The following is an 18,654-nucleotide window of genomic DNA, read 5'->3' as shown; positions in this document are numbered from 1 at the left end:
ACCCCCCTCTACCGGGCGACCCGCCCACCGACCTGGAAGCCCTGTGACGTCCTCCGAGCCCTCCGGCCTGCTGGGCCTGCTCTCCGACCTCAGCCTGGTGCTGAGCCTGCTCTTCCCGCTGTACCTGCTGACGCTGGTGCTGCCGCTGCTGGTGCGCCGCACCCGGCGGCCCGGCAAGGCGGCCGACTACGAGTGGCACCTGTTCGTGCCCTGCCGGGACGAGGAGGCGGTGATCGGCGACACCCTGCACTACCTGCGACGCTCCTGCCCCGAGGCGCACATCTGGGTGATCGACGACGACTCGGAGGACCGCACCGGCGACATCGTCCGCTGGGCCGCGATCCAGGACCCGGCGATCCACCTCGTCCAGCGCCGCCGCCCCAACGCCCGGCTCGGCAAGGGCGAGGCGCTGAACGCCGCGTACGACGCGCTGTGCGCCGCGCTGCCGCCCGGCACCGACCGCACCCGGGTCGTGGTCGGCGTCTTCGACGCGGACGGCCGCCCCGCGCCCGGCTGCCTCGACCACATCGCCGCCCGCCGCTTCCTCGGCCGCTCCGACATCGGCGGCGTGCAGATCGAGGTCCGGATGATGAACCGGGACGACGCCCGCCCGGCCGCCGACGGCGGCGCGCTGCGCAACCTCTACAGCCGGCTGCTGATCCGGATGCAGGACCTGGAGTTCCGCGCCCCGGTGGCCGCGCTCCAGCACGCCCGCAAGACCTCCCGCACGGTCTGCCTCGGCGGCAACGGCCAGTTCGTCCGCCTCGCCGCCCTCGACGACCTGGACGCCGAGCGCGGCCGCCCCTGGACCGGCCGCCTGCTGGAGGACTTCGAGCTCGGCATCCACCTGATGCTGGTCGGCTGGATCAACTCCTTCTGCGCCGACACCTACGTCGAGCAGGAGGCGCTGTTCGACACCAAGCGCTTCCTCACCCAGCGCACCCGCTGGGCCCAGGGCGTCATGCAGTGCCTCGGCTACATCCCGGCGATCTGGCGCAGCAACCGGATCCCCAACACCGGCTTCCTGGAACTCACCTTCTTCCTCTGCCAGCCCTGGCTCCAACTGCTCGGCGCGCTGCTCTACCCCCTCCCGATGATCGCCCTGGTGCTCTCCTGGCACCGCCACCCCGAGGCCGCCCTCGACTACCTCGCCGACGGCGGCTGGCGCGGCCTGGCGCTGTACGCGGTGATGGCGATCGGCCAGTTCGTCATCTGGGGCCCGATCTACCGGCGCAAGTGCGAACCGGGCGTCGGCTTCTGGCGCGCGCTCGGCTGGGGCCTGGTCTACCCGGCCTACCTGCTGTTCCTGTACGTGGTCTCCTGGCGGGCCGTCGGCCGGATGCTCAGCGGCCGCAACGGCTGGGCCAAGACCCGCCGCAACGCCGAGGCCGCCGCCGGACCGGTCGCCAAGGAGGCCTGACCCGGGCCCTCCCGGCGGCGGCCACCGCCCGGCCCGCCGCCCCGCCGCCCGTCACCCGTCGCCCCGCCGCCCGGCCCGCCGCACCGGTCAGGAATCGAGAAGCCCCGGCCGGGCGGCGGGCCGTAGCGTTCAGGGCATGGCAGACATCGACAGCATCACCCTCGACGCGGCCGACCCCGAGGCCGCCGCCCGCTTCTACACCGCCGCGTTCGGCCTGGACGAGGGCCTGCTGCGGCTGCGCCCCGCCGACGAGCCGAGCGAGGGCTTCCGCGGCTTCACGCTCGCCCTGACCGTGCCCGCCCCGGCGGACGTCGACAGCTTCACCGCCTCGGCGGTCGCCGCCGGCGCGACCGTGCTCAAGCCCGCCGCGAAGTCGCTGTGGGGCTACGGCGCGGTGGTGCAGGCCCCGGACGGGGCGATCTGGAAGCTGGCGACCTCCGCGAAGAAGGACACCGGCCCGGCCACCCGCCGGATCGACGAGGTCGTCCTGCTGATCGGGGTGGCGGACTTCGCCGCGACCAAGCGCCACTACGTCGAGAAGGGCTTCGCCGTGGCCAAGGGCTTCGGCCGGGTCTACGCCGAGTTCGCGCCGGGGGAGGGCCGGGTGAAGCTCGCCCTCTACCGCCGCAAGGCGCTCGCCAAGGACCTGGGCGTCCCCCCGGAGGGCACCGGCTCGCCCCGGATGACCGCCCACACCCGGGGCGCGGAACCGTTCACCGACCCGGACGGCTTCCGCTGGGCGCCGGCCGCCGCGCTGCCCGTCGTCTCCTGACGGCCGCTCAGCCGCAGTCGCCGGTCGGCCGGTTAGGATCGTCGGTCATGCCCCCGATCTCCCTCGACGACCTGCTGCACCCGCCGACCGGACCCTACGACCGCGGGTTCCTCGACACCGGCGACGGCAACCGGATCTACTACGAGCAGCTCGGCGACCCGGCCGGCAAGCCCGCCCTGTACCTGCACGGCGGCCCCGGCGCGGGCACGCCGGACCGGCCGACCCGGGCGTGGGACCCGGCGTGCTACCGGCTGGTCCGCTTCGACCAGCGCAACTGCGGGCGCAGCACCCCGCACGCCTCCGACCCGGCGGCCGACATGGCGCTGAACACCACGCAGCACCTGGTCGACGACATCGAGCGGCTGCGCGAGCACCTCGGCATCGAGCGCTGGCTGCTGAACGGCGCCTCCTGGGGCTCGACCCTGCTGCTGGCCTACGCGCAGCAGCACCCGGAGCGGGTCAGCGAGATCGTCGTCCAGGCGGTCACCACCACCCGGCCGGCCGAGACCGACTGGCTCTACCACCGGGTGTCGGCCCTCCGGCCCGAGGCCTGGGACCGCTTCCGCGCCGCCGTCCCCGAGCACGCCTGGGACGGCGACGTGTACGCCCTGCTGGCCGCCTACGCCCGGCGGATGGAGCACCCCGACCGGGCGGTCCGGGCGGCCGCCGCCGACGCCTGGCTGACCTGGGAGGACGCGGTGATCACCGGTGAGCCGAACGGGATCCCCGGCATGTACGGCGACCGCGAGGCGGACGAGCGGATCGCCTTCGTCCGGATCTGCGCGCACTTCTTCAGCCACGGCGCCTGGCTGGCCGAGGACCAACTGCTGCGCGAGGCGCACAGGTTGAAGGGCATCCCGGGCGTCCTGGCGCACGGCCGGCACGACATGGGCAGCCCGGTGCAGACCGCCTGGGAGCTGGCCAGGGCCTGGCCGGACGCCCGGCTGCACGTCTTCGAGGACTCCGGGCACGTCGGCAGCGAGGCGCTGCGGCGGACGGTGCTCGCGGCGCTGGAGGAGTTCAAGCACCGCTGAGCACCGTCCGGGTCGTCCCGTGCCGTTCCCGCGCGGGGTCGCGCCGTCCCGCGCGGGAACGGCACGGGCTACTTCTGCCAGCCGACCGAGGTGATCACGGTGCTGGCGAGGCTGCCCGCGCCGTAGTTGGCCAGGCCCTTGCGGACCGCGACGACGCTGGGGCGCTGGTAGAGCTCCAGGGTGTGGCCGAGCTCCCAGATCTTCGCGTCGGCCTGGTTGTACAGCTCGGCGGCCTGGGCCGGGTCGAGGGTGGCGGCGGCCTTGCGCAGCAGGGTGTCGATCTCGGGGGTGCTGAGCTTCGAGTAGTTGCCGAACACGTTGTCGCCCTGCGGGGCGCGGTAGATCGCCACCGTCTGGGAGAGCGGGAAGGAGTCGGTGTTGCGCCAGCTGGCCAGGTCGAACTTGCCCTGGTTGATGTACTTGGTGAAGTACTCCTTGCTGGGCACCTTGTCGACGGTCAGCTTGACGCCGACCTGCTGGAGCATGTTCTGCACGGCGGTGGCCAGGTCGGTCTGCGCCTGGTTGGAGGCGTCGTTGAGCACGTAGTGCAGCTCCAGCGGCTGCCCGTCCTTGGTCCGGGTGCCGCCCGCGTCCTTCCAGCCGGCCTCGTCCAGCCACTTCTTCGCGGTGGCCGGGTCGTAGCCGGCCCAGTCGGCGGAGTTGTCGCGGTAGCCGTTCTGGTTGGTCATGAACAGGTGGTTGCCCAGCGGCTTGAACTCCACCGGGACGCCCTTGTTGGCGATCTTGATCAGCGAGGTGCGGTCCAGCGCCCGGCCGAGCGCCTGGCGGACCCTCAGGTCGGCGAGCGGGCCGTTGCCGCCGAAGGAGATGTGCACCTCGTCCCAGGGGGTGCCGGTGCGGATCGCCGCGTCGGGGGCGTCCTTGAGCTGGCCGTACGAGGCGGCGCTGCCCGCCGAGGCGAAGTCGATCTCGTTGTTCAGGAAGGCCTGGGTGATCGCGGCGGAGTCCAGCACCCGGTAGGTGATCCGGTCCAGCTTGGGCTTCGGGCCCCACCAGCGCGGGTTGGGCGTCAGGGTGATCGTCTGCGCGGTCTTGTCGGCGTTCGAGACCACGAACGGGCCGCCGAAGACCGGGACCTTCTCCACCCAGCCCTCGTTGAAGTCCTGCGGGGCGGAGATGCCGGAGGCGGGCAGCAGCGGGTTGAACAGGTTCTGCCAGTCGGCGTACGGCTCGGCGAAGGTGACCTTGACCTCGTTCGGGTCGGCGCCCTGCTCGACGGCGGAGATCTGCTCGTAGCCGGAGGGGTCGGCGATGTTGTAGGCCGGGTCCTTGCCGTTGGACGCCTTCCAGACCGCCGCGAAGTCCCGGTAGCCGATCGGGGTGCCGTCCGACCAGACCGCCTTCGGGTTGAGCCGGTACGTCACCACCTGCGGCGAGGTGGAGGTGACGTCGGCGGAGACCAGGTACTCGGGGACGGGGTGGAAGCCGCCCTTGGCGTCGACCCGGAAGATCTTCGCCTCGGTGTAGTACATGATCTCCACCGCGTCCCCGTACCTGCCGTCGACCTGGTACGGGTTCCACTGGGTGATCCACTGCTGGAGCGGCAGGCGCAGCTCGCCGCCGTCCTTGACGTTCTCCGGCGGCTGCGGGTTGTTGTCCTCGGCGTCCACGGTGGGGGCCACCGTCCCGACCGCGTCGCCGGACCCGTCGCCCGAGGAGCTGCAGGCGGTCGCGGCGAGCAGGACGGCCAGGGCCGCCGCGGCGGCGCGGCCGGTGCGGGGTCCGGTTCGGCGGGTGACGGGCGGTGTGCGCATCGCGGGAGTCCTCGGGTCTCGAAGAGTCGGGAGCCGCCAGGTGTGGCGGAGGTTGACTGTGGGCAGCCAAAACGGTGTCGGCGGGCCGAACGTAACAGCCCGTCAGCCGAGTCGCCAGGGTGGTGCGCGGAACTGATCGAAACGAAACGCGGCGAAACACCGCCGCAACGCGCCGTCCGCACCCGTCTGATCAGCTGTGACCAGCGAGTTCGCCGAACCGGTCGAACCCGCCGACGCGGCGACCGCTGGACGGACCGCCCGGCGTGGCGTACAACTGCTGCGCGAAAGTGCGTCAAAGTCCGTACGAGCGAAGGCAAACAACCATGTTCCCCAGGTGTGCGAACCACACCGGAGGCAGGCCGTGACGCGATACCTCGCGGGGCGGCTCGGCTACTACGCCGTCCTGCTGACCGCGGCGGTGTTCCTGTCCTACCTCCTCACCGGCAGCGCGCTCGGCCCGCGCGCCTACTTCGAGGCCAAGCAGCCGCGGCCCTCCGCCGCCGCAGTCGACCGGCAGCTCACCGCGCTCAACCTCAACGACCGCACCCCCGTCGTCGAACGCTTCGGCACCTGGGCCGGCGGACTGCTCCACGGCGACCTCGGCCGCACCATCCACGGCAGCGCCGTCAACGACGAGTTCGGCCGCCGGATCTGGGTCTCGCTGCGCCTGCTGCTGGTCGGCAGCCTGCTCGGCATGCTGCTCGGCGTCGCCGCCGGGGCGTGGAGCGCCGTGCGCCAGTACCGGATCTCCGACCGGCTGCTCACCGTGCTCTCCTTCGTGCTGCTCTCCACCCCCGTCTTCCTGGTCGCCCTGCTGCTCAAGAACGGCGCCATCGCCGCGAAGGACGCCGCCGGCCACGAGGTCGTCCCGTTCACCGGCTACGAGACCCCCAACCTGGCCGGCGGACTCGGCACCCACCTCGCCGACTGGGCCCTGCACCTGCTGCTGCCCACCCTCTCGCTCGCCCTCGGCGGCCTCGCCGCGTACAGCCGCTACCAGCGCGCCACCATGCTCGACGTGCTCGGCGCGGACTACCTGCGCACCGCCCGCGCCAAGGGCCTCACCCGCGGCCGCGCCCTCGTCCGGCACGGGCTGCGGACCGCCGTCATCCCGATGACCACGATGTTCGCCTACGCCTTCCTCGGCCTGTTCACCGGCGCCGCGATCACCGAGACCGTCTTCGGCTGGCACGGCATGGGCGAGTGGTTCATCCAGGCCGTCAACGAGCAGGACGTCAACTCGGTCGCCGCGGTCAACCTGTTCGCCGCCGTGGCCGTGCTCGCCGCCGGCTTCCTCGCCGACGCGCTGCACGCCGCGCTCGACCCCCGGGTGAGGACGCCGTGAGCGACCTCCTGAACGACCCCGCGAACGGCCTCGCCCCGCCGGACGCCCCCGCCGGAGCCGCCGGAACCGCCGACGCGGTCGTCCCGCGCGGACGGCTGCGGCTGGCCGCCGCCCGGCTCGCCGCCTCGCGCGGGGCGCTCGCCGGACTCGCCGTCCTCGTGCTGCTGTTCCTGCTCGCCTTCGCCGGCCCCTGGCTCACCCCCTGGGACTACGCCGCGCCCGACTACACCGCCCTGCGCCAACCCCCCTCCGCCACCCACTGGTTCGGCACCAACGGACTCGGCCAGGACGTGTTCGCGCAGACCGTCCGCGGCCTGCAGAAGTCCCTGGTGATCGGCCTGCTGGTGGCCGTCCTCTCCACCGGCCTGGCCTCCCTGGTCGGCGCCTGCGCCGGGTACTTCGGCGGCTGGACCGACCGGCTGCTGACCTTCCTGGTCGACCTGATGCTGATCTTCCCCGCCTTCCTGGTGATCGCCGTCCTCTCGCCCCGGCTGCGCGGCAGCGGCTGGATCGCCTTCGTCCTGCTGCTGGCCGGCTTCAACTGGATGGTCACCGCCCGGGTCGTCCGCTCGCTGACCCGCTCGCTGCGGGAGCGCGAATTCGTCGCCGCCGCCCGCTACATGGGCGTCGGACCGTTCCGGACCATCTGGCGGCACGTGCTGCCCAACGTCTCCTCCTTCCTGATCATCGACGCCACCGTCACCGTCGGCGGCGCCGTGATGAGCGAGGCCGCGCTCTCCTACTTCGGCTTCGGCGTCCGCCCGCCCGACGTCTCGCTCGGCACCCTGCTGGCCGCCGGCGCCGCCGAAGCCCCCGTCTTCCCCTGGCTGTTCTACTTCGCCGCCGGACTGCTGGTGCTGTTCGTGCTCGCCGTCAACCTGGTCGGCGACGGGCTGCGCGACGCGCTCGACCCGACCGCCGCCGCCGTCCGCCGCCGCCGTTCCGGCCGCTCCGGCGGCTCCGGTCGTTCCGGCGGCCCCGGCCGCTCCCGCCGTTCCGGCCGTTCCCGTCGTGAGGGTGCCGCATGACCGTCCCGCTGCTCAGCGTCCGCGACCTCGGCGTCGACTTCGACGGCCATCCGGCCGTCCACGGCGTCGACTTCGACCTGTGGCGCGGTGAGACGCTCGGACTGGTCGGCGAGTCCGGCTCCGGCAAGTCCGTCACCGCGCTCGCCGTCCTCGGCCTGCTGCCCGACAGCGCCCGCACCCGCGGCTCCGTCCGCCTCGACGGCCGCGAACTGCTCGGCCTGCCCGACCGGCAGCTCGCCGCCGTCCGCGGCCGCCGGATCGCCATGGTCTTCCAGGACCCGCTCTCCGCCTTCACCCCCGTCCACCGGATCGGCGACCAGATCGCCGAAGCCGTCCGCGTCCACCAGGACCTCGGCCGCACCGCCGCCCGCCGCCGCGCCGCCGAACTCCTCGACCTGGTCGGCCTCCCCGACCCCGCCCGCGCCCTGGACGCCTTCCCGCACGAGTTCTCCGGCGGCATGCGGCAACGCGCCATGATCGCCATGGCCGTCGCCAACGACCCCGACGTCCTGCTCGCCGACGAACCCACCACCGCCCTCGACGTCACCATCCAGGCCCAGGTCCTCGACGTCCTGCGCACCGCCCAGCGCGAGACCGGCGCCGCCCTCGTCCTGGTCAGCCACGACCTCGGCGTGATCGCCGGCACCGCCGACCGGGTCGCCGTCATGTACGCCGGCCGGATCGTCGAGACCGCCCCCGTCGACGACCTCTTCGCCGCCCCCCACCACCCCTACACCCTCGGCCTGCTCGGCGCGGTCCCCCGCCTCGACGGCCCCGGCGGCCCCCTCGTCCCCATCCCCGGCCGCCCGCCCACCCCCGACGACCCGCCCGCCCCCGGCTGCGCCTTCGCCCCCCGCTGCCCCCTCGCCGAACCCCGCTGCCACGACGGCGCACCCGCCCTGACCGCCCTCCCGGCCGCGCTGCCGACGGCGGTCGAGGCCGGTGGCCCGCCGCGCGGTGCGGACGGCGGTGCGCCGCGCGGTGCCGACGGCGGGGCGCCCCCGGTCGCGGGCGGTTCGCACCTGGCGGCCTGCGTGCGGGCGGTGGAACTGGCCGTCGGACGGCCCGCGCCCGCCGAGGTGTATCCCGTGCCGGTGCTGCCCGCCGTGGTGCCGACGGCACGGGAGGGGCGGGCCGCGGTGCTCGCGGTCAGGGGGTTGACCAGGAGTTTCTCCGGCCGCCGGGGCGGGCTGCTGCGGCGGCGGGGCGGTGCGGTGTACGCCGTCGACGGCGTGGACCTCGACATCCGGCGGGGGGAGACGCTCGGGCTGGTCGGCGAGTCCGGCTCGGGGAAGTCGACCACGCTGTACGAGATCCTGCGGCTGGCCGCCCCGCAGGGCGGCCGGATCGAGCTGCTGGGGCAGGACACCGGGGCGCTCGACCGGGCGGCCGTGCGGCGGCTGCGGCCCCGGGTGCAGATGGTCTTCCAGGACCCGGCGGCCTCGCTCGACCCGCGGATGCCGGTCGGGGACGTCCTCGCGGAGCCGCTGCTCGCCCAGCGGGTGCCCGCCGCCGAGGCCCGCCGCCGCGTCCCGGCCCTGCTGCGGCAGGTCGGCCTGGACCCGGCGCACGCCGACCGCTACCCGCACGAGTTCTCCGGCGGCCAGCGGCAGCGGATCTCGATCGCCCGGGCGCTCGCCGTCCGGCCGGACCTGCTGGTGCTGGACGAGCCGGTCTCGGCGCTGGACGTCTCCGTGCAGGCCGGGGTGCTCAACCTGCTGCAGGAGCTGAAGGCCGAACTCGGCCTGGCCTACCTGTTCGTCTCGCACGACCTCTCGGTGGTGCGCCACCTCGCCGACCGGGTCGCCGTCATGTACCTGGGCCGCACCGTCGAGTCCGGTCCCGCCGCCGAGGTGCTGGGCCGCCCCCGCCACCCCTACACCCGGGCCCTGCTCGCCGCCGTCCCGCTGCCCGACCCGGCGGCCGAACGGGCCCGCCCCCGCCTGCTGCTGGCCGGCGACCCGCCCTCCCCGGCCGCCCGCCACACCGGCTGCCCGTTCCGCGCCCGCTGCCCCGTGCACGCCGCCCTCCCGCCCGACCGGCAGACCCGCTGCGCGACCGAGACGCCGACGACCGCGCCGAGGGACGGTTCGGCGGACGGGCACGCGGCCGCCTGCCACTACCCGGACGGCGGGGGCGCCGCGTGAGCCCCGGCCGGTCGCGCGCGCCCCCGTGGGCGCGCGACCGGCCGCGTGCGCGGCTGTCGCCCGACGGCCCGACGCCCCATCATGGGAGCACCCCACCGCACACCGACGTACGGAGGTCCCCATGCGCCCCTCGTTCCGCGCCGCCGCCGCGCTGTCCGCCGCCGCCCTGGCCGCGCTGCTGCCGCCGGCCGGCGCCGCCCGCGCCGACACCGTGGTGCTCGACTGCGCCGCGAGCACCACGGCGACCTACAGCCCGGCGGTCACCGACACCGCGCAGACCGTCACCGTCGACGCCGCCACCACCTGGACGTGCACCGGCCTGCCGACCGGCTACACCTCCGCCACCGCCTCGGACCACTACTCGACCACGCTGACCTGCACCGACCTGCTGAACTTCCCGACCGGCAGCAAGACCTACACCTGGAACGACTCCACCACCAGCACCTTCTCCTTCACCCGGATCAACACCCGGGTGGTCAACGGCACCACCGTGGTCGAACTGGCCGGCGCCATCACCGCCGGCACCTTCCAGGGCGCCACCGCCAGCTCCACCGCGGTCGCCGCGAACACCCAGCTCGACGCCTGCTCCACCACCGGCGTCGCCGAACTCGACTTCACCGGCGACACCGTCATCGCCGGCCTCTGAACCCGCCCCCGACGAATCCCGGAAAGCCCCCGCGTGCGCCCCGAACCGAGCCGCCACACCGTCCTGACCGCCGAGCTGCGCCGGGAGGTGCTGGCGGCGTACGCGGACGTCCGGGCGCCGCTGCTGCACCTGCCGAACTACCGGGTGGCGGCCTTCGCCGCGCGCCTCGACGGGTACGCGGCCGAGCCCGGGTTCGCGCTCGTCCTGGCGCGGCAGGACGGCGGGACGGTCGGGTACGCCTACGGCAACACCGTCGCGGCCGGTGACCGGTACTGGGAGCGGATGGCCGAGCCGCTGCCCGCCGGGTTCACCGACGCGCCGGTGCTGGCGCTCCGCGAGATCGGCGTCCGCGCCCCCTGGCGGGGGACCGGCACCGCCCGCCGGATCCACGACGCGCTGCTGGCGGGCCGGGCGGAGCGGCGGGCGGTGCTGATGGTGAACCCGCTGGCGGGGGAGGGCAAGGTGCTGCGGGTGTACGAGAGTTGGGGCTACACGGCGTTCAACGCGCAGGCGGCGACCGGGGATTCGCCGCGGCTGCTGGTGATGGTCCGCCCGGCCCGCTGAACGGGCCGGGCGGGGAGGTCACCTGGCGTAGACGCCGACCTCGTCGAGCGAGTAGCGGTTGTCGGTGCCGCGGGCGAGCATCACCACCCGGACGTGCCGGGCGTCGGTGGGCGGGAAGGCCCGGTTCTCCAGGCCGCCCCGGTCGGTGGTGGTGGAGTAGACGGTGCGCCAGCCGGCGCCGTCGGTGGAGACGTCGATCCGGTAGGCGGTCGCGTACTGGTCGGACCAGTCGAGGACGACCCGGCCGACCTTGCGGACGGTGCCCAGGTCGACGTTCAGCCAGGCGGTGGCCACCGTCTTGGACGCCCAGCGGGTGCCGGGGTCGCCGTCGACGGCCTGCCGGGGCGGGTAGGCGACGATCACGGCGTCCTGGTAGTCGGAGGCGGTCGCGGTGGCGCCGCGGGCCAGGTTGGTCAGGTCGTCGGTGCGGCGGGCCGGGAACTCCACCACCTGCTGGTACGTGGGCCGGTTCTGCCAGGCGATCCGCGGCACGGTGATGCCGCCCATCGCCCGGTGCACGATCGAGTCGGCGCACAGCTGCTCGCCCGCCGTGCAGTACTTGTCCGCCGGGTAGGTGGTGGCGGCCGGGGTGGCCACCGCCCGGGCGAGGCCGGTCAGCAGCAGCTGCCGGCAGGCGCCGAGGTCGCCGCCGCCGCAGTAGGCGCGGTCCAGCGGGCCGGTGACGGGCCGGCCGAGCACCTTCCGCAGGTCCTTGTCGACGTACGACCACCAGCCGTGCTGGAACGCCGAGCCCTTGTGCGCCTCGCCCGCCGCGATGTCGCTGCCGCCGGAGGTGGCGCCGAGCTGCCCGCCGGAGGGCGTCTCGTTGATCGGCGCGACGGCGGTCAGCGCCCGCCACGCCCCGTCGCCCAGGCCGGGCCGGAACTCGCCCTCGACCAGCAGCGGCCACCAGGCGTCCAGGATCCGGATCGCCTCCGCGTCGGTGTACGCGCCCGCGCCCCTGCTCGGCTCGCGCCGGTGCGAGCCGCCCGCCGCCCAGGCCCGCAGCTTGGCGACCGCGTCGGCCGCGGCCGGGTCGGCGACCGGCGCGGAGTCCAGCACCGCGAGCAGCTCGGGCAGTACCCGTTCGGCCCGCAGGTCGACGTTGGCGGCGTCCTCCATCGCCTTGACCAGGTCGGTCCGGGTGACGCCGCCGCGCCGGGCCAGCGCCCCCACCCGGGTGTCCAGCAGGTCGGCCCGGTGCACCGCGCCGTTGCCCCAGGCGGAGGTGAAGCCCGGCGCCTGCTTGTTGTTCCAACTGACGTAGTAGTCCTGGTCGGTGGACTGCGCGTGCCGGGCGGCCGGCTCGACCGCCGAGGTGTTCGCGGCCCTGTCCCAGCCCTGCCAGGTGTAGGCCGGCCGGGCCAGCACCGGCAGGTCGGGGTCGGTGCCGGGGGCGCGCAGCGGCTCGGTGCCGGAGTTGTAGTACGCGGTGTGGTCGGCGTCCGCGTAGAACCAGTTGAAGGTGTAGCCGACGTCCTGCGCGGCGCGCTGGAAGGCCGCCGCCGAGGTGATCGCCGCCGGGTCGTTGAACTGTTGGAAGCCGATCACCGAGTCGACCTCGTGCCGGTAGGTGGAGCGCAGCGCGGTGTACGCCACCGGCCGCCCGCCGACCGTCCCGGTGTGGGTGACCAGGCCGTACGCCGAGCGCAGCGTCACCAGGTCGTACGAGCCCGCCGCGGTCGCGTCGGCGGTGCTCGGCTGCCAGGCGTTGTGCCTGGTCAGGCGCTCGAAGGGGGTGCAGGTGCCGTCCAGCAGGTAGCCGGCGGAGGAGGTGCTCGGGGTGCCGCCGCCGGGCTCGCACAGGTCGACCGCGAAGGTGTCGGTGATGTCCTGGTTGGCGGAGGTCGCGCTCCACGAGTAGTCCAGGCCGCGGCCGATCTCCACATAGAAGCTCAGGCCGGGGAAGGACGCGCCCCGGCTGCGCAGGCCCGGGCCGTCCAGCTCCTGCACCATCAGGATCTGCGGCGCGTAGTAGCCGGTCTGCGGGCCGTACACGGCGATCGGGTGCCCGGAGGCGGTGTGCGCGCCGGACACCAGCAGGGCGTTCGACATGCCCTTCTTCGCGGTGATCAGGTCCGCGGGCAGCACGCCCTCGGCGGCTCCCGACAGGGTCGCCCCGGTGCCCGTCCCGTTGGCGGTGTGCGACGCCTCGGCGACCGAGCCGGGGTCCGGCAGCGCGGTGCCCACCGGTGCGGCGGGCGAGGCCGCGTACGGGAAGGCGGTGCCGTCGTGCACGGTGGCCGTCGCCTCCGGGTCGTCCCCGGCGCGCCAGGCCGCGTACGCCCGGTCGCCCGCCTCGGTGCCGTACTGCTGGCGCAGCGCGATCCGGGCCAGCGCGTTGCCGACCTCGCCGCCGCCACCGCCGCCGAAGATCGCCCCGATCACCGAGGAGATCGCCACCACGTCGGTCGCCGTGAACGGGGCGATGGTCGAGCCGTGCCCGGTCAGCACATACTCGCCCGGGTAGGTGTCGGCGGCCACGTCGGCCGCCGCGAAGGCGTTCAGGCCCGCCACGTAGTCCTGCACGTCCTGCCAGGCCTGCGCGCCGCGCGGGCCGGACGCCTTCACCCGGTCGAGCTGCTGCTGCAGGTCCGCCTCGGTGTACGGGGCGACCGCCCACAGGCTCTGCTCCAGCGCCCGGTTGCCGGCCGCGCCGCCCGCGAACGAGGACAGTTGCCCGCGGCCGACGTGCCGCAGCACGTCGATCAGCCACAGCCGGTCCTGCCCGGCCGCGTACCCGGCGCCGAACTCGGTGTCGGAGCGGGTGACGCCCTTGACGTGCGGCGTGCCGGTCGCCTTGTCCCGGGTGACGGTCACCCCGGCGCGCGGCGACACGGTGCTCTCCACCTGGCCGGCCGGCACCCCGAAGGAGGCGTCGTCGAAGTACGCCGACAGCTGGTCCGGCGTCAGGCCGCTGTAGTCGTGCAGCAGCGCGTCGTACGCGTCGACCTGGTCGGCCGAGTGCGCCGGACGGGTGCCCACGCTCTGGTGCAGCAGGATCCCGGCCAGCGTGGCGTGGCCGTTCTCGCCCGCCGTCAGGACGTCCTGGCACTGGCCCAGGCACGGGTCCCCGGCCAGCGGAGCCGGCCCGGCGGCGGCCCCGGCGGCCGGCTGGGCGGTGAGCGCGCCGAGCAGCAGCGCGGCGGAGGCGAGCACGGCGAGGGTCGCCGAACGCAGGCGGCGGGGGACGGGGGCAGCGGGCACCTGGGCCTCTTCCTGACGGGGGGTATCGGAAGTCCGGCCGCACGTTAGTCCGCGAAGTGACCCCCGGGTAGGGGTCGGACGGACGCCGCCACGGAACTGTCATCCCCCTGTCATGAACGCGAGTTGACGCCCCGTCGGAGCGATCCGGAACGCGCACTCCCGCACGGCGCCCCGTCGGCGCGCGGCGAATTCCCGTTTCCGTCCCCACGGGTGGCATGAAGCCGCGCGGCCGGGGCAGGCGGTGGGTGCGGCGGACGAGGGCCCGGCCGATTCCCCCCCATTCGGCCGGGCCCCCCGCCGCTTCGTGCTGTGCGGGCGGGGGCGGCGGGCCGGGGGCGGCCGAGCAGGATGCCGGTGGTGATCAGGGCCATGCCGGTGAGGGTGGCGGGGCCGAGGGGTTCGTGGTCGAGGGCGGTGCCGAGGAGGGCGCCGGTGGCGGGGTTGAGGAGCCCGATCAGGCCGACGGTGGCGGCGGGGAGGCGGCGCAGGCTGGCGAACCAGGCGAGGAAGGCGAGGGCGGTGGCGATCAGGGAGGTGTAGGCGAACGCGGGGAGGGTGGTGGCGTCGAGGGCGGGCGGCGGGCCTTCGGCGAGGGCGGCGGCGGGGAGCAGCAGCAGGCCGCCGATGGTCAGCTGCCAGGCGGTGGGGGCCAGGACGCCGGGGCCGCCGTCCGGGGGCGTCCAGCGTTTGGTGAGGGCGTGGCCGGCGGCGGAGGTGAGCAGGGCGCCGAGGGCGGCGAGCAGGCCGGTGGGGGAGGGGGCGGTGGCGGGGGCGGCGAGCATCAGGGCCGCGCCGGTGACGCCGACGGCGCCGGCGGCGAGTTGGGCGGGGTGGGGGCGTTCGGCGGTCAGCGGCCAGGCGCAGAGCATCAGGGCGAGCGGGGAGAGGGCCATCACGGTGGCGGCGGTGCCGGCCGGGAGCCGCTGCGAGGCGAGGTAGACCAGGACGAAGAAGGCGGCGGTGTTCAGCGCGCCGAGCACGGTCGAGCGCCACCACCAGGCGCCGTGCGGGAGGCGGCGGGCGGCGGCGAGCAGCAGGAGTCCGGCGGGGAGGGCGCGCAGGGCGGCGCCCCAGAGCGGGGCGTCGGCGGGGAGGTAGTGGTGGGTGACGTAGTAGTTGGCGCCCCAGGCGACGGGGGCGAGGGCGGTGAGGGCGCCCCACCGGAGTATCGCTTCCATGGAAGGCAATATAGCTTCCGTGGAAGATGATCGGGGTATGCTGGGGGACATGGAGCAGCCCCTCGACCACGTCGCCCGGATCCAGGCCGCCTGGCGGCGCGAACGACCCGACCTGGACGTCACCCCGCAGGGCGTGATCGGCCGCCTGCACCGGGTCGCCACCCTGCTCACCCACCGGTTGACCACCGTCTACGCCCGCTACGACCTGGGCGAGGGCGAGTTCGACGTGCTGGCCGCCCTGCGCCGGGCCGGCGCCCCGTACGAGCGGGCCCCCGGCGAGCTGGCCGCGCACACCATGGTCACCACGGGCGCCGTCACCAAGCGGATCGACCGCCTGGAGCGGGCCGGCCTGGTCGCCCGCCGCACCGCCGCCGACGACCGGCGCGGCCGGGTGGTCGCCCTCACCGAGGCCGGCCGCGAGCTGTTCGACCGCGCCTTCACCGACCACATCCGCAACGAGCACGAGCTGCTCGCCGCCCTCACCCCCGCCGAGGCCGCCCAGCTGGAGGCCCTGCTCGCCGGCTGGCTGGCCCGCCTCGAACCCCCGGTGGGACCGGCCCGCTGAGCCCCGCCCGAAAAAGCACGAATAGCCGCGCATGTCCGCGCCGGAACCGGGCAGCCGGTCCGCAGACCGACGAACTCCCCCCAGCAAGGAGGCAGTTGTGAGCGACGGTATGTGGGGCTACGAGAAGGCCGAGGGCTACCAGCCGGGCGTCGACCTGACCGGCTACCGGGTCGAGGCCACCGACGGCCACATCGGCAAGGTCGACAAGCACTCGTACGAGGCCGAGGACGGCTACATCGTGGTCGACACCGGTCCGTGGATCTTCGGCCGCGAGGTGCTGCTCCCGGCGGGCGTCATCCGGCGGATCGACGAGCCGGAGAAGACGGTCTGGGTGGACCGGGCCAAGGAGGAGATCAAGAACTCCCCCGAGTACCACCGCGAGTCGCACGCCCTGGACGCCGACTACCGCCGAGGCGTCGGCGGTTACTACGGCACCGGGCTCTGACGCCCGGCCCGGTCCGGTGCGCACGCGCCGCAGCGCCCCGTCGGCGGACGGGGCGCTGCGGCGCGTGCGGGGTGCGGGTCAGGAGGCGCGGACGGTCGCGGTGGCGCCCGGCGCGACCGCGACCGTGACGTACGAGTAGACGGTGCCGTCGACGGTCCTGGTGGCGGCGGCCCGCGGGGTGCCGTCCACGGTCAGGGTGGTGTGGCCGCCGGGGATCCGGGCCTCCCAGGTGTAGGTGTCGGCGCCGGTCTTGTTGGTCAGGGTGGAGGCGGTGGCGCCGTCGTGCCGCAGCGCGAAGGTGTTGCGGCCGACGGCGAGGTCGTCGATGCCCAGCCAGTCGGTGCCGGTGGGCAGGTGGGAGGCGGTGGCCAGGGTGTGCGCCGGGGCGTTCGGGTCGACGCCGAGCAGGCCCTGGACGGTCTGGCCGAGCAGGGTGAAGGAGACCTCCGGGTAGTCGCCGTTGGGGCCCTGCTTCGCGACGAGGTGGCGCTCGTCGCGGCGGTCGTAGACGTACTGCATCCACTTCCACGCGGTGTCGTTGCGGTCGTAGGCGAAGAAGGTGTCCGGCAGGTAGGTGTAGGCCTCGATGTTGCCGGGGCGCTCCTCGCCCTGCGACTGCCGGTCGATGTACTCGAGGTAGGCGTCGTTGCGCGGGCCCGCGTCCACGATCCGCTTCAGCGGCATGAACCAGCTGTTCTCCCGGCCCCAGCCGGTGATCGGGGTGCCGCTGGTGCTGTAGCCGCGGACCATGTCGGCGCCGGTGCCGGTGCCGCTCCAGGTTGTGTTGAAGTAGCTCTTCAGGTCGGCGGCCCGCTGCGCGTACCGCGCGGCCAGCGCGCCGTCGCCCCGGCCGGCGGCCAGGTCGGCGACGGCCAGCAGGGCCTGGTACTGGGAGCCGATCGAGTCGCCGGCCTCGGCGAAGCGGTCGTCGCCGCTCTCGTCGTAGCTGGCGGCGCCGGAGAAGATGCCCCTGCCGGTGCCCTCGGCGACGCCGTTCGGCTTGGCGGAGTCGTGCAGCGCGACGAACTCGTCGGTGGCGTGCCGGTAGTACGCCCACAGCGCGGGGTCGTCGACGTAGGAGGGGTCGCCGCTCCAGCGGTAGGCCTTGTCGGCCTTCTCGACCAGTTCGAAGGTCGAGGGCACCTCGCGGACGAAGCTGTTCGGGCCGCGGTAGTCGATCGACAGGTTGGTGCGGTCGTCGAAGTTCAGCGCCCACACCGGGTAGTACGCGTGCTCCTCGGTGGCGGTGGCGGCGAACGCGCCGAGCATGGCGCGGTTCTCCGCGTTCAGGCCGAGCACGGCGGCGCCGTCCACCTGGTGGGCGGTGTCGCGGCCGTAGAAGGCGGAGCGGTGCGCGTAGCCCGCCCAGTACGAGGCCTCGTAGGTGGTGGAGCCGGTGCCGCCGGTCTGCCGTTCGTCGGCGTCGACCGGGCCGGTGGCGCCGGGCAGCTGGGCCCAGCTGCCGGCCTTGTCGGCGGCCCAGGCGAAGAGTTCGGCGATCTTCGGGTCGGAGGAGGTGACCTTCGGCCGGGTGGCGGGCAGCGGGGAGACCATCACGTCGTCGACGTTGACCCAGCCGGCGCCCTCGGCGGACTCGAAGGCGACCTCGATCCGGTCGCCCGCCCGCACCGCCACCCGCGGGACGGTGTAGCGGGCGTACGCGGGCGCGGCGGGCAGCGCGACGGTGCCCGCGGCGGCGCCGTTGACCCGGACGGTGAAGGTGCCGCCGGGGCCGCCGGTGGCGATCCAGGCGGAGAAGGAGTACGTGCCGGGGCCGTTCGCGGTGATCGTCTGCGAGACCTTCGGCCCCGCGCCGTCGTCCAGGTAGACCAGCTTGCCGCCGCTGTGCGGGTTGTTGTCCGCGACGCCGGTGCCGTCGGTGAACCGCCAGGCGCCGCCGCCCTGCTCGAAGCCGGGGTCGGTGACGGCCGGGCCGGACGGCGCCAGCGAGACGTCGTCCGCGTTGATCCAGCCGTCGCCGGACTCGAAGGCGATCTCGATCCGGTCGCCGGCCTTCGTCGCGATCCGCGGGATCGTGTAGCGGGCGTACGCGGCCCGGTGGGGCAGGTCGACGGTGCCCGCGACGACGCCGTCGACCCGGACGGTGAACCTGCCGCCGGTCCAGCCGGTGGCGATCCAGGCCGAGACGTCGTACGTCCCGCCCCGGCGGGCGCTGACGGTCTGCCAGACCTTCCGGCCGGCGCCGCCGTCCAGGTAGACCAGCTTGCCGCCGCTGTGCGGGTTGTTGCTCGCGACGCCGGTGCCGGCAGTGAAGTGCCAGGCGGCGCCGCCCTGTTCGAAGCCGGCGTCGGTGACGCTCGGCAGGGCGCCGGACGCGTCGGCGGTCGGCGCCGCGACGGCCGACGGGGCGAGTACGGCGGCCAGCGAGAGCGCGGCCAGCAGGGTGGTGCGGGGAGCGGGACGGGCGGGGCGCATGAGGGTCTCCGGTCAGATGGGTGACGGGGGATGCGGTGCCCGGACGCTAGCAGTCGGATCGGAAGCCCAACAAGATACTTGCACGCTATGGG

General features: G+C 74.5%; 14 protein-coding genes. 10 read left to right on the top strand and 4 right to left on the bottom strand.

Going from position 1 to position 18,654, the window contains the following annotated elements; genetic code table 11:
- The first annotated feature begins 43 nt into the window (after positions 1-43).
- The 3 genes from ACZ3J7_RS13565 to pip all read left to right on the top strand — a co-directional run bounded on the left by ACZ3J7_RS13565 (position 44) and on the right by pip (position 3,226).
- Complete coding sequence (locus ACZ3J7_RS13565) at positions 44-1,420, top strand: glycosyltransferase (protein ID WP_465620087.1); 1,377 nt, start codon at positions 44-46, stop codon at positions 1,418-1,420.
- Positions 1,421-1,556: 136 nt separating this feature from the next.
- Positions 1,557-2,192 carry a VOC family protein gene (locus tag ACZ3J7_RS13560; protein ID WP_465620085.1) on the top strand — a complete coding sequence of 212 codons (636 nt, stop codon included), beginning with the start codon at positions 1,557-1,559 and terminating at the stop codon, positions 2,190-2,192.
- A gap of 47 nt (positions 2,193-2,239) precedes the next feature.
- Positions 2,240-3,226, top strand: a complete 987-nt coding sequence (pip, locus tag ACZ3J7_RS13555) for a prolyl aminopeptidase (RefSeq protein WP_465620083.1) — start codon at positions 2,240-2,242, stop codon at positions 3,224-3,226.
- A gap of 68 nt (positions 3,227-3,294) precedes the next feature.
- Here pip and ACZ3J7_RS13550 read toward each other — a convergent pair whose 3' ends face one another.
- Entirely contained in the window at positions 3,295-5,001 is a 1,707-nt protein-coding gene (locus ACZ3J7_RS13550; RefSeq protein WP_465620081.1) for an ABC transporter family substrate-binding protein, read from the bottom strand.
- Positions 5,002-5,362: 361 nt separating this feature from the next.
- Here ACZ3J7_RS13550 and ACZ3J7_RS13545 point away from each other — a divergent pair, with 361 nt between their 5' ends.
- From ACZ3J7_RS13545 to ACZ3J7_RS13525, 5 genes are all read left to right on the top strand, one after another.
- Complete coding sequence (locus tag ACZ3J7_RS13545; protein ID WP_465620080.1) at positions 5,363-6,346, top strand: ABC transporter permease; 984 nt, start codon at positions 5,363-5,365, stop codon at positions 6,344-6,346.
- A 95-nt stretch (positions 6,347-6,441) separates the two neighbouring features.
- Complete coding sequence (locus ACZ3J7_RS13540; RefSeq protein ID WP_465620530.1) at positions 6,442-7,374, top strand: ABC transporter permease; 933 nt, start codon at positions 6,442-6,444, stop codon at positions 7,372-7,374.
- Positions 7,371-9,521, top strand: coding sequence for a dipeptide ABC transporter ATP-binding protein (locus ACZ3J7_RS13535; protein ID WP_465620078.1), 2,151 nt, complete (start codon positions 7,371-7,373; stop codon positions 9,519-9,521). Before ACZ3J7_RS13540 ends, ACZ3J7_RS13535 begins: the two co-directional genes overlap by 4 nt.
- Positions 9,522-9,642: 121 nt before the next feature.
- Complete coding sequence (locus ACZ3J7_RS13530; protein ID WP_465620076.1) at positions 9,643-10,167, top strand: hypothetical protein; 525 nt, start codon at positions 9,643-9,645, stop codon at positions 10,165-10,167.
- Between the two features lie 33 nt (positions 10,168-10,200).
- A complete protein-coding gene (locus ACZ3J7_RS13525; protein WP_465620074.1) occupies positions 10,201-10,731 on the top strand; it encodes a GNAT family N-acetyltransferase in 531 nt (176 codons plus the stop codon).
- An 18-nt stretch (positions 10,732-10,749) separates the two neighbouring features.
- Here ACZ3J7_RS13525 and ACZ3J7_RS13520 read toward each other — a convergent pair whose 3' ends face one another.
- Positions 10,750-13,938: a penicillin acylase family protein gene (locus ACZ3J7_RS13520; protein WP_465620072.1), complete on the bottom strand. Its 3,189-nt coding sequence runs from the start codon at positions 13,936-13,938 to the stop codon at positions 10,750-10,752.
- A 110-nt stretch (positions 13,939-14,048) separates the two neighbouring features.
- Entirely contained in the window at positions 14,049-15,116 is a 1,068-nt protein-coding gene (locus ACZ3J7_RS13515; protein ID WP_465620069.1) for a DMT family transporter, read from the bottom strand.
- Positions 15,117-15,165: 49 nt separating this feature from the next.
- Here ACZ3J7_RS13515 and ACZ3J7_RS13510 point away from each other — a divergent pair, with 49 nt between their 5' ends.
- Together ACZ3J7_RS13510 and ACZ3J7_RS13505 are read left to right on the top strand one after the other, a co-directional pair.
- Entirely contained in the window at positions 15,166-15,681 is a 516-nt protein-coding gene (locus ACZ3J7_RS13510; protein WP_465620067.1) for a MarR family winged helix-turn-helix transcriptional regulator, read from the top strand.
- Positions 15,682-15,778: 97 nt separating this feature from the next.
- Positions 15,779-16,126 (top strand): PRC-barrel domain containing protein, encoded by a 348-nt coding sequence (locus ACZ3J7_RS13505; RefSeq protein ID WP_465620065.1) that lies wholly within the window; start codon positions 15,779-15,781, stop codon positions 16,124-16,126.
- A gap of 78 nt (positions 16,127-16,204) precedes the next feature.
- On the opposite strand, the gene ACZ3J7_RS13500 is transcribed toward ACZ3J7_RS13505, so the two are convergent.
- The gene (locus ACZ3J7_RS13500) at positions 16,205-18,562 is read right to left on the bottom strand and encodes a carbohydrate-binding protein (RefSeq protein WP_465620064.1); all 2,358 of its coding nucleotides are present in this window, start codon (positions 18,560-18,562) and stop codon (positions 16,205-16,207) included.
- Between the last annotated feature and the right edge of the window lie 92 nt (positions 18,563-18,654).

This window comes from Kitasatospora sp. NPDC015121, from assembly GCF_055562955.1.
This window is presented reverse-complemented; position numbering and strand designations above follow the sequence as displayed.

Excerpts from the sequence above, each read along its gene's own strand:
- ACZ3J7_RS13500 (WP_465620064.1), bottom strand. The coding sequence starts at position 18,562 with ATGCGCCCCGCCCGTCCCGCTCCCCGCACCACCCTGCTGGCCGCGCTC.
- ACZ3J7_RS13530 (WP_465620076.1), top strand. The coding sequence starts at position 9,643 with ATGCGCCCCTCGTTCCGCGCCGCCGCCGCGCTGTCCGCCGCCGCCCTG.
- ACZ3J7_RS13515 (WP_465620069.1), bottom strand. The coding sequence starts at position 15,116 with ATGGAAGCGATACTCCGGTGGGGCGCCCTCACCGCCCTCGCCCCCGTC.
- ACZ3J7_RS13535 (WP_465620078.1), top strand. The coding sequence starts at position 7,371 with ATGACCGTCCCGCTGCTCAGCGTCCGCGACCTCGGCGTCGACTTCGAC.
- ACZ3J7_RS13510 (WP_465620067.1), top strand. The coding sequence starts at position 15,166 with ATGGAGCAGCCCCTCGACCACGTCGCCCGGATCCAGGCCGCCTGGCGG.
- ACZ3J7_RS13550 (WP_465620081.1), bottom strand. The coding sequence starts at position 5,001 with ATGCGCACACCGCCCGTCACCCGCCGAACCGGACCCCGCACCGGCCGC.
- ACZ3J7_RS13560 (WP_465620085.1), top strand. The coding sequence starts at position 1,557 with ATGGCAGACATCGACAGCATCACCCTCGACGCGGCCGACCCCGAGGCC.
- pip (WP_465620083.1), top strand. The coding sequence starts at position 2,240 with ATGCCCCCGATCTCCCTCGACGACCTGCTGCACCCGCCGACCGGACCC.